The sequence below is a fragment of the Kitasatospora sp. NPDC024654 genome (genome assembly GCF_055559155.1).
Map to the genome: position 1 here is coordinate 1 of NZ_JBVHLF010000059.1, position 16,136 is coordinate 16,136.

10 protein-coding genes and 1 pseudogene are annotated in these 16,136 nt (G+C 73.7%); all 11 read right to left on the reverse strand.

What is annotated here, in order from left to right; genetic code table 11:
• Window positions 1-107: 107 nt before the first annotated feature.
• The 11 genes and pseudogenes from ACZ38L_RS27785 to ACZ38L_RS27835 all read right to left on the reverse strand — a co-directional run bounded on the left by ACZ38L_RS27785 (window position 108) and on the right by ACZ38L_RS27835 (window position 15,639).
• Entirely contained in the window at window positions 108-1,220 is a 1,113-nt protein-coding gene (locus tag ACZ38L_RS27785) for a branched-chain amino acid aminotransferase (protein WP_396557418.1), read from the reverse strand.
• Between the two features lie 178 nt (window positions 1,221-1,398).
• Window positions 1,399-2,436 carry a 3-isopropylmalate dehydrogenase gene (locus ACZ38L_RS27790; protein ID WP_465698292.1) on the reverse strand — a complete coding sequence of 346 codons (1,038 nt, stop codon included), beginning with the start codon at window positions 2,434-2,436 and terminating at the stop codon, window positions 1,399-1,401.
• A 68-nt stretch (window positions 2,437-2,504) separates the two neighbouring features.
• A complete protein-coding gene (locus ACZ38L_RS27795; RefSeq protein ID WP_465698358.1) occupies window positions 2,505-2,627 on the reverse strand; it encodes a hypothetical protein in 123 nt (40 codons plus the stop codon).
• A gap of 2 nt (window positions 2,628-2,629) precedes the next feature.
• Window positions 2,630-2,836 (reverse strand): annotated as a pseudogene (locus ACZ38L_RS27800) (Uma2 family endonuclease); the annotation flags it as partial.
• A gap of 111 nt (window positions 2,837-2,947) precedes the next feature.
• Complete coding sequence (locus ACZ38L_RS27805) at window positions 2,948-6,325, reverse strand: S8 family serine peptidase (RefSeq protein WP_465698294.1); 3,378 nt, start codon at window positions 6,323-6,325, stop codon at window positions 2,948-2,950.
• A 212-nt stretch (window positions 6,326-6,537) separates the two neighbouring features.
• Entirely contained in the window at window positions 6,538-6,708 is a 171-nt protein-coding gene (locus ACZ38L_RS27810) for a hypothetical protein (RefSeq protein ID WP_465698296.1), read from the reverse strand.
• 283 nt (window positions 6,709-6,991) lie between these two features.
• Entirely contained in the window at window positions 6,992-8,584 is a 1,593-nt protein-coding gene (gene serA, locus ACZ38L_RS27815) for a phosphoglycerate dehydrogenase (RefSeq protein ID WP_465698352.1), read from the reverse strand.
• A gap of 300 nt (window positions 8,585-8,884) precedes the next feature.
• A complete protein-coding gene (ilvC, locus tag ACZ38L_RS27820; RefSeq protein WP_465698298.1) occupies window positions 8,885-9,880 on the reverse strand; it encodes a ketol-acid reductoisomerase in 996 nt (331 codons plus the stop codon).
• Between the two features lie 99 nt (window positions 9,881-9,979).
• Complete coding sequence (gene ilvN / locus ACZ38L_RS27825) at window positions 9,980-10,504, reverse strand: acetolactate synthase small subunit (RefSeq protein WP_465698300.1); 525 nt, start codon at window positions 10,502-10,504, stop codon at window positions 9,980-9,982.
• A gap of 32 nt (window positions 10,505-10,536) precedes the next feature.
• Window positions 10,537-12,390, reverse strand: coding sequence for an acetolactate synthase large subunit (locus ACZ38L_RS27830; protein WP_465698302.1), 1,854 nt, complete (start codon window positions 12,388-12,390; stop codon window positions 10,537-10,539).
• Window positions 12,391-12,681: 291 nt separating this feature from the next.
• The gene (locus ACZ38L_RS27835) at window positions 12,682-15,639 is read right to left on the reverse strand and encodes a putative bifunctional diguanylate cyclase/phosphodiesterase (protein WP_465698354.1); all 2,958 of its coding nucleotides are present in this window, start codon (window positions 15,637-15,639) and stop codon (window positions 12,682-12,684) included.
• Between the last annotated feature and the right edge of the window lie 497 nt (window positions 15,640-16,136).

Here is a 16,136-nt window from a genome sequence, read left to right on the forward strand (position 1 = left end):
CCCCCCCCCCCCCCCCCCCCCCCCCCCCCCCCCCCCCCCCCCCCCCCCCCCCCCCCCCCCCCCCCCCCCCCCCCCCCCCCCCCCCCCCCCCCACCGCCCACCCGGGCTCAGGCGATCGGGTGCAGCCAGCCGTGGGTGTCGGGCGTCTGACCGCCCTGTAGGGCCAGCAGCGACCTGCGCAGCTCCATGGTGACCGGGCCGGGCTCGCCGCTGCCGACGGTCCAGTCGGCGCGGGCGGACTTGACCGAGCCCACCGGGGTGATCACGGCGGCGGTGCCGCAGGCGAAGACCTCGGTGAGGGTGCCGTCGGCGCAGCCCTGCTTCCACTCGTCGGTGGAGATCTTCCGCTCCTCGGTGGCGTAGCCGAGGTCGGCGGCCAGGGTGAGCAGCGAGTCACGGGTGATCCCGGGCAGCAGCGCACCGGAGAGCGCCGGAGTGACGATCCGGGCGTCCTTGCCCTCGCCGAAGACGAAGTACAGGTTCATCCCGCCCATCTCCTCGATCCACCGGTGCTCGGCGGCGTCGAGCCAGACCACCTGGTCGCAGCCCTGCTGGGCGGCCTGGGCCTGGGCGACCAGCGAGGCCGCGTAGTTGCCGGCGCACTTGGCGGCGCCGGTGCCGCCGGGCGCGGCCCGGACGTACTCCTCGGAGAGCCAGACCGAGACCGGCTTCACGCCACCGGGGAAGTAGGCGCCGGCCGGCGAGGCGATGACCACGAAGAGGTACTCGTTGGCCGGCCGGACGCCCAGGCCCACCTCGGTGGCGAACATGAACGGGCGCAGGTAGAGGCTCTGCTCGGGCGCGCTCGGCACCCACTCGCGGTCCTGCTGGACCAGCAGCTCCACGGCCCGGACGAAGGTCTCGGTGGGCAGCTCGGGCATGGCCAGCCGGCGGGCAGAGGCCTGGAACCGGGCGGCGTTCGCCTCCGGGCGGAAGGTCGCGATCGAACCGTCCGCCTGGCGGTAGGCCTTGAGCCCCTCGAAGATCGACTGCGCGTAGTGCAGCGTCATGTTCGCCGGGTCCATCTCCAGCGGCGCGTAGGGCGTCAGCTGGGCGTCGTGCCAGCCACGACCCTCGGTCCAGCGGATGGTGACCATGTGGTCGGTGAAGATCCGGCCGAAGCCGGGGCTGGCCAGCCGGGCCTCGCGCTCCGCCGCGGGCAGCGGATGCGCGCAGGGCTTGAGCTCGAACGTGATGGGCGCCTGGGTGGGCGTGGTCATAGTTCAGTCCTTCACCGTGGGGTTGGTCTGGGCCGCGACCGGTGTCCGCCACGGGTACGAGAACGCACGACGGCACGGCCCACTGTTGATGGTCGCATCTCAGGGGCCGTGCCGAACAGCTGTGGGATTAGCGCATCGGATTACCGCATCGGACTACCGCGCGCGCTCAGCCGGCCCGTCAGCCGGCTACTCGGGCCGCGAGCGCGTCGCCGACCTGCGAGGTGCTGCGGGGGCCGGTGCGCTCGGCCAGGTCGGCGGCGACCGCCGCCTCCACCTTGGCCGCCTCGGCCGTGAAGCCCAGGTGCTCCAGGAGCATGGCGACCGACAGCACGGTGGCGGTCGGGTCGGCCTTGCCCTGACCTGCGATGTCCGGCGCCGAGCCGTGCACCGGCTCGAACATCGACGGGAAGTCACCGGTCGGGTTGATGTTGCCGCTCGCCGCCAGGCCGATGCCACCGGTGACGGCGGCGGCCAGGTCGGTCAGGATGTCGCCGAACAGGTTGTCGGTGACGATCACGTCGAACCGCTCGGGCTGCGTGACGAAGAAGATCGTCGCCGCGTCCACGTGCAGGTAGTCGGTGCTGACCTCGGGGAACTCCTGGCCGACCTGCTGGAAGATCCGGCTCCACAGGTGGCCGGCGTGCACCAGCACGTTGTTCTTGTGGACCAGGGTGAGCTTCTTGCGCGGACGGGCGGCGGCCCGGCGGTAGGCGTCGCGGACCACCCGCTCGATCCCGTAGGCGGTGTTGAGGCTGACCTCGGTGGCCACCTCGTGCTCGGTGCCGGTGCGCAGCGAGCCGCCGTTGCCCACGTACGGGCCCTCGGTTCCCTCGCGGACCACCACGAAGTCGATCTCGGGCGAGCCCGCCAGCGGCGACCGCACCCCGGGGAACAGCTTGCCCGGGCGCAGGTTGATGTGGTGGTCGAAGGCGAACCGCAGCTTGAGCAGCAGCCCCCGCTCCAGCACCCCGGACGGCACCGACGGATCGCCGATCGCGCCGAGCAGGATGGCGTCCTTGGTCTTCAGTTCCGCCAGCACGCCGTCCGGCAGCGTCTCGCCGGTCCGGTGGTAGCGGCGGGCGCCGAGGTCGTACTCGGCGGTCTCCACCTTCACGTCGGCCGGGAGCACCGCGGTGAGCACCTTGAGCCCCTCGGCCACGACCTCCTGGCCGATGCCGTCACCGGGAATCACTGCGAGACGAAGGTTGCGTGCCATGGGCCAGACCCTACTCCGCGTCCCAGCCCCTGACACCTACCGTCCACCATACGGACGCTGAGGGTGGGTCAGCGGAAGGTGAGGCCGATCTCCAACGGGAAGGGGTGGCCGCGCCTGAGCACGTCGTGGTGGATGGCCGGGACGCCGTACGCCCTGGTGGCCGGGTCGAGCTCGTAGCAGTGGCCTGCCACGCCTCCCAACCGGGCGGCACCGCCGATGCCAGACCATTCCGCAGAGGGTTCATGGCCCAGCCGTGGAAGATCATCTGCGGACTCGCGAAGACCAGGCTCCCGTCGATCAGCTCCGTGTGCGGAGGCAGGTTCGGGAGCCGGTCGAGATCCTCGGCCGTCCAGCCTCCGGTCGGAGGCGTCGGCCATTCGGGGTGCGGTGCGACGCCCATGGTTACTTCCATACCGGGACTCTCGCGGCCGACTTCAGGCTACCCACGGGCTTCCCGGTCCGATCACCCGAACGAGCAGACGCGGGGGCGCACCGCAGGGGCGCGCCGGGGTCACTGCACGGTCAGGAGTTGGGCCCGCCGGCCGTCCGAGTTGAGGTGGTGGACCAGCAGCAGGCGGGCCGGGGCGGGGTTGGTGCGGTGGACGATCAGGGTGGTGCCGGGGCGTTCGGGAGCGACGATCGCGGCCGGCCCGGCGAGGCCGGCGCGGAGGTCGACCGCGGGGCGCCGGACGTCGATCTCCAGGCTGGGCCGGGAGCCGGCGAAGCCGATCGAGGAGAGCGCGTCCGCGGGGTCGGGCGAGCCGCCGGGGTGTCCGGTCCAGACGGCGTAGCGGATCCGGCTGGCGTCCGACCGCAGCCGGGGCAGCGCGGAGAGCCGGACCGGCAGCACCACGGTGTCGCTGTCCAGCAGGTCGGTGTCGGTCTCGCCCCAGCGCGCGTCGAGCGGCTGGACGTCGAGCTGACGACCGGTCCGGGCATCCACCGTGCGGGCCACCAGCACGTCGCTGCCGGGCAGCCGGTCGGCCATCACCACCGCGTCGGCCGCCCCGTCCCCGTCGGTGTCCAGCGAGGCCCGGACGGCCGTGAGGCCCACCGGTGCGGCGGCCGGCGCCCAGCTCACGGCGGCCAGGTAGAGGGTGCCGGGGTCCAGCGGCCCGCCGCCCGCTCCGGCGGCGGCCTCGCCGACCGCCGGCAGGTCGGAGGCCGCGCCGACCGCCCGCAGGTCGGCCGACCGTTCACCGGGCCGCTCCGCGCAGCGCTCGCCGGACCCGGCCGCCGGGCAGTCCGGCCAGCGCACCCCCTCGCCGCCCAGCTCGAAGCCGCTGATCAGCCCGGTCGGTCCGCCGGCCGCGGTGGCCGCGCCCCGGCCGGACACGGTGAGCAGGGTGTCCGCCGGGCCGCTCCCGGGCCCGCCGGGCCGCGGTGGCGCCGCGCCGGCGGTGGCCGTCAGCTCGGAGGCGGCGCGCGGCGCGGCCAGCAGCGGGACCCGCAGTTCCGACCCGGCCGGGCCGACCGGGCTGAGCACCACCCGCCCGGAGAGCTCCCCGCGGTAGGCCCGGGCCCGGCCGCCCTGGGTGAGCGTGAGGGTCGGGTCGGGCACCCGGTCGAGCGGCCCGGGTACCGCCAGCGTGACGGTCAGCCGGGCGCTCCCACCGGCCGGCACGGTCAGCCGGCCGGGTGACAGCACGATCCGCGCACCCGGCAGCTCGGTCGCCGCCCGGTAGCCGCTGGTGTACTCGACCGGCGCGGCCGAGAGGTTGTGCACCTCGACCTCCCGGCTGAGCCAGAGCGGCCCGGTGATCGGCAGCGGCCCGAAGGAGACGCCGACCGCCCCGGCCCGCTCCCCCACCGCGTAGGCGACGGCCGGGGTGGTCACCGCGTGGTCCGCCCGGACCCGCCCGGCACCGGCCCGCTCGGGCCCGTAGACCGGCCCGGAGTGGTCCGGGCCCGCCCAGGTGTCCCCGGCGGTGTTCATCAGCGCGGCCTTGATCTGCTCCACGGTCCAGTCGGGGTGGGCGGCCCGGACCAGCGCGGCGATCCCGCTGACGTGCGGGGCCGCCATGGACGTCCCGTCGTCCCGGGTGCCCTGGCTGCCGCTGCCGGCCAGCGCCGACCAGATGGTCTCCCCGGGTGCGGCCAGGTCGGGCTTGACCAGCCCGGGCACCCCGATCCCGCGCGAGCTGAAGTCGGTCAGGGTGTCCACCCGCTCGGGCTGGTCCTGGGCGACCGCGCCGTGCGGAGGGCCGCCGGCGCCGGCCAGCCCGACCCGCACCTCCCCGGTCGCGGCGGCCTGCCGCAGCCGGTCGCCGTCGGCCGGGGCGAGGATCGCCTCGGGGATCCGGTCGTCGCCGGAGATCTCGCCGAGCTGGTCTCCGTCGGCGAGCAGCAGCGCGCCCAGCGCGCCCGCGTCCGCGGCGTGGTCGGCTCGGGCGGCGGAGCCGCAGGCCCGCTCGGCGTCCCGGGTCTGCCAGGCGAGCAGCGCGATCCGGCCGCGCAGCCGGGCGGCGTCGGCCCGGGAGAACGGCGCGCAGCCGTCCTCCTGGTCGGCCGGCGCGGCCAGCGGGCCGGCCACCTCCCGGCTGCTCCAATCCTGGTAGTCGGCGCTCCGGTGGACCGGCACCAGCCCGGCCAGCGCGGGCGGGGAGAGCACCCGCACGCCGTCCGCGTCCCCGTGGCCGTCGACCGAGGCGGCCACCGCGACCACCCGGGCGGCGACCCCGGGGCTGCCCCCGACCCCGTAGACGTCGCCGTCGTTGCCGGCCGAGGCGACCACCACCGTGCCGGCCTCGGCGAGCCTGTCGGCGGCGAGCGCGTCGGCGTCGTCGGGGTCGCCGAAACGGCTGCCGAGCGAGAGGTTGACCACGTCGAGGCGGTCGGCGAGGTCGCCGTTCTGGCCGGGGTCGGCGGCCAGGTCGAGGGCGTGCGCCAGTTGCTCGGTGGAGCCCTGGCAGCCGAACACCTTGATCGCGTAGAGCTTGGCGCCGGGCGCGGCACCGGGGCCGACCCGGAAGCCGGCCGGGTCCAGGCCGGGGCGGTAGGGGCCGTGGTACGTCCGTCCGTCCGCGGTGACGCCGTAGCCCGCGGCGGTGCCGGCGACGTGCGTGCCGTGGCCGTTCCGGGCGCAGTCCAGCGGGTTGGGGCCGGGGTGCGGGACGGGCTGGAAGCCCGGCGCGCCCGGGTCCGGGTCGTAGTCGTCGCCGACCAGGTCCTGCCCGCCGACCACCTTGGCGTTCGGGAAGAGCGCGGGCGGGGCGGGCCGGCCGGGGTCGACCGAGTGGTAGGCCGCCTCGGTGCCCGGGCCGCCGAAGTCGGCGTGGGTGTAGTCGATGCCGCTGTCGATGATCCCGATGGTCACGCCCTCGCCGGTGCCGCCGGGCAGGCCGGCCCAGACCGCGGGCGCGCCGGTGAGCGGCACGGAGTGGGCGTTGGCGCGCTGCTTGGGCGCGATCGGGTGCACGGCCCGGACGCCGGGGCGGGCGCGCAACGCGGCCAGCCGGGCGACGGGGGCGTTCACGGCGAGGCCGGTGACCAGGGTCCGGGTCCGGTAGAGCACCCGGACGTCCGGGCCGAGCTCGCGCTCCAGCCGGTCCAGCGCCGCGTCCGCCCGGCCGTGCTGGTCGCGGCCCGCGGTGGCGGCGGCCCGCCGCACCGCCGGCGCCGAGCGCAGCTCCCGCCGGACCCGCTCGGCGGCCCGCCGCCAGACCGGGGCGACGGGTTCGGTGTCCAGTTCGAGCAACACGGTCTGCCGGGCGGCCGGCCGCGGCACGGTCTGCGCCACCAGCCGCCCGGCCGCCACCGCCCCCGCCGCCACCGACCCCGCCGGCGGGGGCCCGGGCGGTGGTAGTGCGACGAGCGCGGCGGGTCCGGCCAGCAGCGCCAGGGTGAGCCCGATCCGCGGGGCCCGGGGGCGGGACGGTCGGTTGCGCACAGCAGCCTCCCCCGGAGGGGCGGCCTGATCCGCACGCGAGCGCCGTGCGGCCTCGCGTCGCCCGCGCCCTGCGGACGTCGATCACCCTTCCGGAGGCCTCAAATTACGATCATCGCGCCGGCGCCGGCCACCGTCATCACCCGCCCGGCCGACCGCGTCACCCCATGGGGTGACGTCGAGTCAGGCTGAACGGGGTGACGACTGAGCGGACGTCAGCAGTGGCCGGTCTCACCACCGTTGTCCCGGCGGTCGAGCGAGCGCTGCAGCGCCGCCGCGGCGGCCGTCGGGTGCGACTCGGTCCGGCGGCGCCGCCGGCGCGGCGGCACGGCGGGGCGCCCGGTCTCGGGGGCGTGGCGGGTGAGCAGGGCAGCGGTGGAGGGCATACCGGACTCCTTCGGTTCACGGGGGAGCGAGTGAGAGGAGGGGGTACGCCAGGCGGGGGTCACCCGCCACGATGCGTACGGCACGCACGGGCCGGGCGCTCCGGGCGACTGGTGGGGCCGGGAGGGCGGCTGACCGTGCGGCTCTTTCACCGTACGCCCGCGCCCCGCGAGCTGTCTGCACGAGTAGTTGGATTTCCTACTATCTGAGACGGTGGGTCACCCGGAACGAGCGGAGCCCGCCCCCGGCAGGGGGCGGGCTCCGCTGCGCCGTGCGGGAGGACCGTCAGCCGAGGTCCACCGAGCGGGCGAACTTGGCGCCGATCTCGCTGGCGATCTCGGCCAGCACCTCCTGCGGGATCTCGCTGTCCACGGTGAGCGAGGCGAGCGCGTCCTGGGAGGCCCCGACCCGGGCGACCTGCATGCCGGCGATGTTGATGCCCGCGTCGCCGAGAATCCGGCCGAGGGTGCCGACCACACCGGGCCGGTCCTCGTACTTGAAGAAGGCCATGTGGTCGGTGAGCGCGACGTCCACGTCGAAGGTGTCCACGCCGACGATCTTCTGCTGCTGCTTCGGGCCGGCGAGCGTGCCGGAGATGGCCACCTCGGTGCCGTCGGCCAGGGTGCCGCGCACCGTGATCACGTTGCGGTGCTCGGGGCTCTCGCTGCTGGTGGTCAGCCGGACCTCGACGCCGCGCTCCTGGGCGAACAGGGGGGCGTTGACGTAGGACACGGTCTCCGCCACCACGTCCTCGAACACGCCCTTCAGTGCCGAGAGTTCGAGCACCTTGACGTCGTACTGGGTGATCTCGCCGCGGACCTCGACGTCGAGCCGGACGGCCACCTCGCCGGCCAGCGCGGTGAAGATCCGGCCCAGCTTCTCGGCCAGCGGCAGACCCGGCCGGACGTCCTCGGCGATCACGCCGCCCTGGACGTTGACCGCGTCCGGCACCAGCTCGCCGGCCAGCGCGAGGCGGACCGACTTGGCGACCGCGATGCCGGCCTTCTCCTGCGCCTCGTCGGTGGAGGCGCCCAGGTGCGGGGTGGCCACCACGTTGTCGAAGGTGAAGAGCGGCGAGTCGGTGCACGGCTCCTTGGCGTAGACGTCGAGCCCGGCGCCGGCCACCCGGCCCTCGCGCAGCGCGGCGGCCAGCGCGGCCTCGTCCACGATGCCGCCGCGGGCCGCGTTGACGATCCGCACGGTCGGCTTGACCTTGTGCAGCGCGTCGTCGCCGATCAGGCCGATGGTCTCCGGGGTCTTCGGCAGGTGCACGGTGATGAAGTCGGAGCACTCCAGCAGCTCGTCCAGCGAGACCAGCTTGACGCCCATCTGGGCCGCCCGGGCGGCCTGGATGTAGGGGTCGTAGGCGACGATCTTCATCCCGAAGGCCGACATCCGCTGGGCGACCAGCACGCCGATCCGGCCGAGGCCGACCACGCCGAGGGTCTTCTCGGCGAGTTCGACACCGGTGTACTTGTTGCGCTTCCACTCCCCGGCCTTGAGCGCGGAGTTGGCGGGCGCGATGTTGCGCGCCACCGAGATCAGCAGCCCGCAGGCGAGCTCGGCGGCGGTGACGATGTTGGAGGTCGGCGCGTTGACGACCATCACGCCGGCCTTGGTGGCGGCGGCGACGTCGACGTTGTCCAGGCCGACACCGGCCCGGGCCACCACCTTGAGCCGTTTGGCGGCGGCCAGCGCCTCCGCGTCGACCTTGGTGGCGGAACGGATCAGGATGGCGTCCACGTCCGCGATGGCGGTCAGCAGCTCGTTGCGGTCCGCTCCGTCGCAGTGCCGGATCTCGAAGTCCGGGCCCAGGGCGTCAACGGTGGCGGGCGACAGCTCTTCGGCGATCAGCACGACGGCGCTTCGGGAGGTCACAGTGCTCACGACAGTTTGTCCTTACTGTCCGGATACTCCCCCACCGCTCGGCACGTGGGTGGCATGGCCGGCACGGAACTCCGGCTGGCGCTGGGGGTGTTGGTGGCATGCCGCGTAGGTAGACGCACGACGCTGTGGGCCTTGACGCGCGCTAGGAAGTCTATCGACGGACGGGGTGATTTCCTGTGCCCGTGCGGCGAAATCACCCGCACGGGATCCGCCGGGGTGTACACCCGCGGCGGCACGCCGCCGGGGGCAGGTCCCGTTCCGGACCTGCCCCCGGTCGACCGCACGGCCGGATCAGGCGTCCTTGACCCAGCTCATCAGCTTGCGCAGCTCCTTGCCGGTGGTCTCCAGCAGGTGCTGGGAGTCGGCGGTCTTGTACTCGTTGTACTTCGGCAGACCGGCCTTGTACTCGGCGATCCAGGTGTTGGCGAAGGTGCCGTCCTGGATCTCCGCCAGGACCTTCTTCATCTCGGCCTTGGTGGCGTCGGTGATGATCCGCGGGCCGGTGACGTAGTCACCCCACTCGGCGGTCTCGGAGACCGACCAGCGCATCTTCTCCAGGCCGCCCTCGTACATCAGGTCGACGATCAGCTTCAGCTCGTGCAGGCACTCGAAGTAGGCGATCTCCGGCTGGTAGCCGGCCTCGACCAGGGTCTCGAACCCGGCCTTGACCAGGGCGGCGGTGCCGCCGCACAGCACGGCCTGCTCGCCGAAGAGGTCGGTCTCGGTCTCCTCGGTGAAGGTGGTCTTGATGACGCCGGCCTTGGTGCCGCCGATGCCCTTGGCGTACGACAGCGCCAGCGCGAACGCCTTGCCGCTGGCGTCCTGCTCGACGGCCACGATGCACGGGACGCCGCGGCCCTCCTCGTACTGGCGGCGGACCAGGTGGCCCGGGCCCTTCGGGGCGACCATGCAGACGTCCACGTCCGCCGGGGGCTTGATGAAGCCGTAGCGGATGTTCAGGCCGTGGCCGAAGAAGAGCGCGTCGCCCGCCTTCAGGTGCGGCTTGATGTCCGCCTCGTAGACGTCGGCCTGGATCGGGTCCGGCACCAGGATCATGATCACGTCGGCCTCGGCGGCGGCCTCGGCCGGGGTGACCACTCGCAGGCCGGCCTCCTCGGCGGCGGCCCGGGACTTCGACTCCGGCTTCAGGCCGACCCGGACGTCCGCCCCGGAGTCGCGCAGCGACAGCGCGTGGGCGTGGCCCTGGCTGCCGTAGCCGATCACCGCGACCTTGCGGCCCTGGATGATGGACAGGTCGGCGTCGTCTTCGTAGAACAGCTCGGCCACGGTGGAACTTCTCCTTGCGTGATGTCGCGTAGGTGCTCAGGCCACCGTACGCGCGAGGGGTGGGGGGTTGGTGAGATCCGCTCAGGTGGTGAGACGCGATCAGGCGCTGCGGTCGAGCGCGCGCAGCGAGCGGTCGGTGATCGACCGGGCACCGCGCCCGATCGCCACCAGGCCCGACTGCACGAGCTCCTTGATGCCGTACGGCTCCAGCATCCGGAGCATCGCCTCGAGCTTGTCCGAGCTGCCGGTGGCCTCGACGGTGACGGCGTCCGGCGACACGTCCACGGTCTTGGCGCGGAAGAGCTGCACGATCTCGACGATCTGGGACCGGGTCTCGTTGTCGGCCCGGACCTTGACCAGGACCAGTTCCCGCTGGATCGCAGCGGACTGGTCGAGCTCGACGATCTTTATCACATTGACCAGCTTGTTGAGCTGCTTGGTGACCTGCTCCAACGGCAGGTCCTCGACGTTGACCACGATGGTCATCCGGGAGACGTCCGGGTGCTCGGTCGGGCCGACGGCGAGGGAGTCGATGTTGAAGCCCCGACGGGAGAACAGCGCGGCGATGCGGGCGAGCACGCCGGGCTTGTTCTCGACCAGGACGGAGAGCGTGTGCTTGGACATGTGGTTTCTCTCTATCGGGACGGTCGGGGCACTCAGTCGGTGTCGTCGCCGAAGTCGGGACGGACGTCGCGGGCGAAGAGGATCTCGTCGTTGCTGGTGCCGGCCGCGACCATCGGCCAGACCATGGCGTCCTGGTGGACGATGAAGTCGATCACCACCGGGCGGTCGTTGATCTCCATCGCCTGCTTGATCACCGCGTCCAGGTCCTCCGGCCGCTCGCAGCGCAGGCCGACGCAGCCCATCGCCTCGGCGAGCAGGACGAAGTCGGGGATCCGGGTGCCCTGCGGCGGCGGTGCGACTCCGTCGTGCTCGGGGCCGGCGTGCAGCACGGTGTGCGAGTAACGCTGGTTGTAGAAGAGGGTCTGCCACTGCCGGACCATCCCCAGCGAGCCGTTGTTGATCACGGCGACCTTGATCGGGATGTTGTTCAGCGCGCAGGTGACCAGCTCCTGGTTGGTCATCTGGAAGCAGCCGTCGCCGTCGATCGCCCAGACCACGGTGTCCGGCCGGCCCGCCTTGGCGCCCATCGCGGCCGGCACGGCGTAGCCCATGGTGCCCGCGCCACCCGAGTTGAGCCAGCTGGCCGGCTTCTCGTAGCTGATGAACTGCGAGGCCCACATCTGGTGCTGGCCCACGCCGGCGGCGTAGATCGCCTCCGGGCCGACCAACCGGCCGATCCGCTCGATGACCTGCTGCGGCGACAACTCGCCGGCCGGGGCCGGCTCGTAACCCAGTGGGTAGGTCTTCTTCCAGGCGTTGAGCTTCACCCACCAGTCCGCGTAGTCGCCCTTGCGGCCGGCCTCGTGCTCGGCCTGGACCGCGACGATCAGGTCGGCCAGCACCTCGCGCGCGTCGCCCACGATCGGCACGTCGGCCGGACGGTTCTTGCCGATCTCGGCCGGGTCGATGTCCGCGTGGACCACCTTGGCGTACGGCGCGAAGCTGTCCAGCTTGCCGGTGACCCGGTCGTCGAACCGGGCCCCCAGGGTGAACAGCAGGTCGGCCTTCTGCAGCGCGGTGACCGCGGGGACGCTGCCGTGCATGCCGGGCATCCCCAGGTGCTGCGGGTGGCTGTCCGGGAAGGCGCCCAGTGCCATCAGCGTGGTGACCACCGGCGCGCCGGTCAGCTCGGCCAGGATCCGCAGCTCGGCGGTGGCACCCGCCTTGAGCACCCCGCCGCCCACGTACAGCACCGGACGCTTCGAGGCGACCAGCAGCTTGGCCGCCTCCCGGATCTGCTTGGCGTGCGGCTTGGTCACCGGCCGGTAGCCGGGCAGCGAGGTCTCCACCGGCCAGCGGAAGGTGGTGGTGGCCTGCAGCGCGTCCTTGGCGATGTCCACCAGGACCGGACCAGGACGGCCGGTGGCGGCGATGTGGAAGGCCTCGGCGATCACCCGGGGGATCTCGGCCGGGTCGGTGACCAGGAAGTTGTGCTTGGTGATCGGCATCGTGATGCCGCAGATGTCCGCCTCCTGGAAGGCGTCGGTGCCGATCGCCTTGGAGGCGACCTGGCCGGTGATCGCCACCATCGGCACCGAGTCCATGTAGGCGTCGGCGATCGGGGTGACCAGGTTGGTGGCGCCCGGCCCCGAGGTGGCCATGCAGACCCCGACCCGTCCGGTGGCCTGCGCGTAGCCGGTGGCGGCGTGGCCGGCCCCCTGCTCGTGCCGGACCAGGATGTGCCGGACCTTCACCGAGTCCATCAGCGGGTCGTAGGCGGGCAGGATCGCGCCGCCCGGGATCCCGAAGATGGTGTCCGCGCCCACGGCCTCGAGAGAGCGGATGAGCGACTGCGCTCCGGTCATCGTCTCGACCACAGCGTGAGTGCCTTGGGACGGGGCGGCCGGGGTGTCCCCGCGGCGGGGGGATGCCGTGTGCTCAGTCATCTGCCTGTCTCTTCTCGGATTGTGCCGGCCCGGGCCCGAGGGTGCTGCCGGGCGGGCCGGTCGCCGGATGCCTGTCCGCTTCTTCCCATTTTCGGCCGATTCGGATGGGCGGTACAGCGGTGGTCCAACGGAATGAGTGCAACAAAAAACCCCTCGTGCCCAGGGCATGCGAGGGGTGGCGCGTCGGTCTGCAACGAGTCGGGCGTGACAGCCCGCTCAGCCGACGCGCCCGCCAAGTACGAGAATTCGGGTGCGCATGGCACCGACCTTCCTCCTGAGCGACGGCCAGTGTCAAGCGGGTGGGATCACCGTCTCGCCATGCGGACCCGTGCTGGAACCGCCTCCCGGGCCCGCCACCGGCCGCCGTTCCGGCAGGTCCAGCGGCCCGTGGTGGTGCGCCAGCCGGCCCGGGCCGGGTTGCGGACGACCACCCGAACGGGCGTCTGCGGCAGCCAGGTAGGCCCGCCGGGCGGACATCGCGCCGACCGGCCGGGGCAGCGGGTAGAGCCGGCGGGCCAGCGCCCGGTGCAGCCGGTACTCGTCCAGCGGCTGCGCGAAGGCCAGGCCCTGCCCGTGCCGGCAGCCCAGCTCCTGGAGCACCGTCACCTGGCGCGGCTGGTCCACCCCTTCCGCGCCGGTGACCAGCCCGAGATCCCGCCCGAGCCGCAGCGCGTGGCCGGCCAGCGCCCGGCTGCGCGGCGATTCGGCCACCTCCTGGACCAGCGAGCGGTCCAGCTTGAGCGCGTCGAACGGCAGCCGGGCCAGCGCGCCCAGCGAGCCGCCGCCGGCGCCGAAGCCGGCCACCGCGGTGCCCACGCCGAGCCGGCGCAGCGCGGCCAGCCGCCGGCCCAGCTCGTCCGCCATGCTGTCCGGGCCGGTCCGGGCCAGCTCGATCACCAGCTGGCCGGGTGGCAGGCCGGTGTCCCGCAGTGAGCCGGCGATCGTCTCGTACACCCCCGGCGAGCAGAGCCGCTCGGCGGTCAGCCGGACCCAGACCGGCACGGCGGTGGACCGGAACCGGCCGCCGTCCCGGCGCACCGCGGCCTCCGCGACCGCCTGCTGGAGCAGCCAGCGGGAGAACCGGGCGGCGGCGTCACCGTGGTCGGCGCTGCCCAGGAACTCGGCGGGGGTGAGCAGCAGGCCCTGCGCCGAGCGCCAGCGGGCCAGCGCCTCGACCCCGGTGACCGCGCCGCTGCGCAGGTCCACCACGGGCTGGTGGAGCAGCGCGAAGCTGCCCTCCCGGACGGCCAGCCGCAACCGGTCCTCCAGTTCCCGGCGGCGCTGCACGTCGGCCCGCATCGCCGGGCTGTAGAGCACCACCTGGCCCTTGCCCTGGGACTTGGCCTGGTACATCGCGAGGTCCGCGTTGCGCATCAGCTCGTCGGCCAGCTGGCCGGGCTCGACCGGCACCCGGCGGCCCAGCGGGTCCGGTTCAGCGGGCCCGAAGGCGATCCCGATGCTGGCGGCCACCCCGAGTTCGGAGCCGCCGATCCAGTAGGGCTCGGAGAGCGCCCGGCGCAGCCGCTCGGCCAGCTCCTGCACCTGCGAGCGGCCGGGCGGGCCACAGACCAGCACGGCGAACTCGTCGCCGCCGAAGCGGGCCACCGTGTCGCCGGAACGGACCGCGCCCTGCAACCGGCGGGCCGCCTGCACCAGCAGCTCGTCGCCGACCTGGTGGCCGGCGCTGTCGTTGACCGCCTTGAAGCCGTCCAGGTCGAGGAAGAGCACCGCGAGCGAGCCGACCGCCTCGTAGCTGTGCTCGCGCGGGCCGTCGCCGCCGCGGTTGCCCAGCGCGGTCCGCAGCCGCTCGGCGAAGAGCGCCCGGTTGGGCAGGTCGGTGAGCGGGTCGTGGAACGCGTTGTGCTGCAACTGGGCCTGCAGTCGGACCCGTTCGGTGACGTCCCGGCTGTTCAGGATCAGCCCGTCGCGGTACCGGTTGACGGTGGACTCCACGTGCACCCACTCGCCGCCGCCGGCCCGGATCCGGCACTCCACCCGGGCGCTGGGCTCGCTGCGGGCCGGCGCGTGGGTCAACTGCCGTGCCAGGCGCCGGCTCCGGGCCAGGAACCGGCGCACCTCGCCGACCACCCGGTCGGCGTCCTCCGGGTGCACCAGGTCCAGCAGCCGGCCGCCCACCAGCTCCTCCGGGTCGCGGCTGTAGACCCCGAGCGCGGCCGGACTGACGTACGAGAGCACGCCGTTGGCGCCCGTGATCATGATGACGTCGCTGGAGCCCTGCACCAACGAGCGGAAGTGCGCCTCCTTCTGGGCCAGTTCCTGGGCCAGCGAGAGGTTGTCCAGCAGCATGATGCCCTGACGGACGATCAGTGCGAGGCCGACGGTACAGGCGACCACGATCACCACCCGGTCCATCGGGTGACCTCCGAGGGCGTTGTAGAGGATGCCCGCGGTGCAGACCGAGGCGGCGGCGTACGGGGTGAGCGCGCTGAAGGTCGAGGCGACCCGGCGACGCGGTGCCCCACCGGCCGAGGGGTGTTCGCGGCTGGGCTGGCGCCGCCGCCACTGCGCCGACCAGGGCGCGAACGCGAGCAGCAGGCTGCCGGCGAACCAGCCGGCGTCCAGGAAGCCGCCGGAGTGGTAGCCCTTGCGCAGCGCGGGCGAGGTGAACAGCGCGTCGCAGATCACGGTGACCGCCAGGCCCAGCATCGCGGTGTGCACCGCGGCCCGGTTGCCCTCCCGGCTGCGGAACCGCAGCCCGACCACCAGCGAGACCATCAGGATGTCCAGCACCGGGTAGGCGAGTTGGAAGGCCAGCCGGAGCGGGTCACCACCGGTCTCGCCGTGCGCGGTCCGGCCCAGCGCCAGGCTCCAGCTCAGCGTGAAGAGCGAGCCCGCCACCAGCCAGGCGTCCAGCAGCAGGCAGAACCAGCCGGCCGCGCCACGCGGCCGCTGGGCCAGCACCAGCAGGCCGGTGACGGCCAGCGGGGCGAACAGCAGGAAGGCGAAGGCGGCCGGGGAGTCGGCCGGTTGCTGGGTCCGGCCGAGCACCACCTCGTACCAGCCCCAGGTGCCGTTGCCGAACGCCACCACCAGCGAGGAGAGGCCGAACAGCAGCCAGGCCGGCCGGGCCGGGCCGGGCACCGTGCAGCCGTGCGCCAGGCAGGAGAGCGCGGCCGCGAGCGCCGCGCCGGCCAGCCCGAAGTCCCCCATGAACGCCGCGAGTCCGGGCGATCCCCAGCCCACCGCGGCGCCCAGCGCGTAGACCAGGCAGCCCAGGGCGAGCAACAGACCGGGCAGGCGGTTACCGGCGGGCGCTCCACCCCGCCCCGGCGGACCCGGCCGGGGCGGCCACCCCACCGGAGCGGAGCCGGGGCGCGCGGAGAGGCGGACGGCGGACGGACGCGCAACGGTAGACGGCACGGCTTCGGCGGGGTTCACCCGGCACCTCCCCCTCCGGCCCGAGGCTTGGCCACAGCGGGACCCCGCACCCGTGTTCCCAGCCGGGACACTGCACCACTTCGGTCACTCAACGACACGCACACTCAACTTAGAGTAATGGTCCGAGAGTAGGGATATGCACCCGCTTCCACCAGATCGGCCCGGTTGGCCGTAGCGCACATGACGAAGCATGCGCGCCGGGGCGTGTGCGTCGATGCGCCGGGCCACGCGCCGCCCGCGGGCCTTGGCGGCATGCCCAACGGCCCGGGGGGGGGCGGGGGGGAGGGGGGGGACGGGGGATTGTGGGGGAGCGGGTTGAGGTGGGGGGGGGTTCGGGGCGAGGCGTC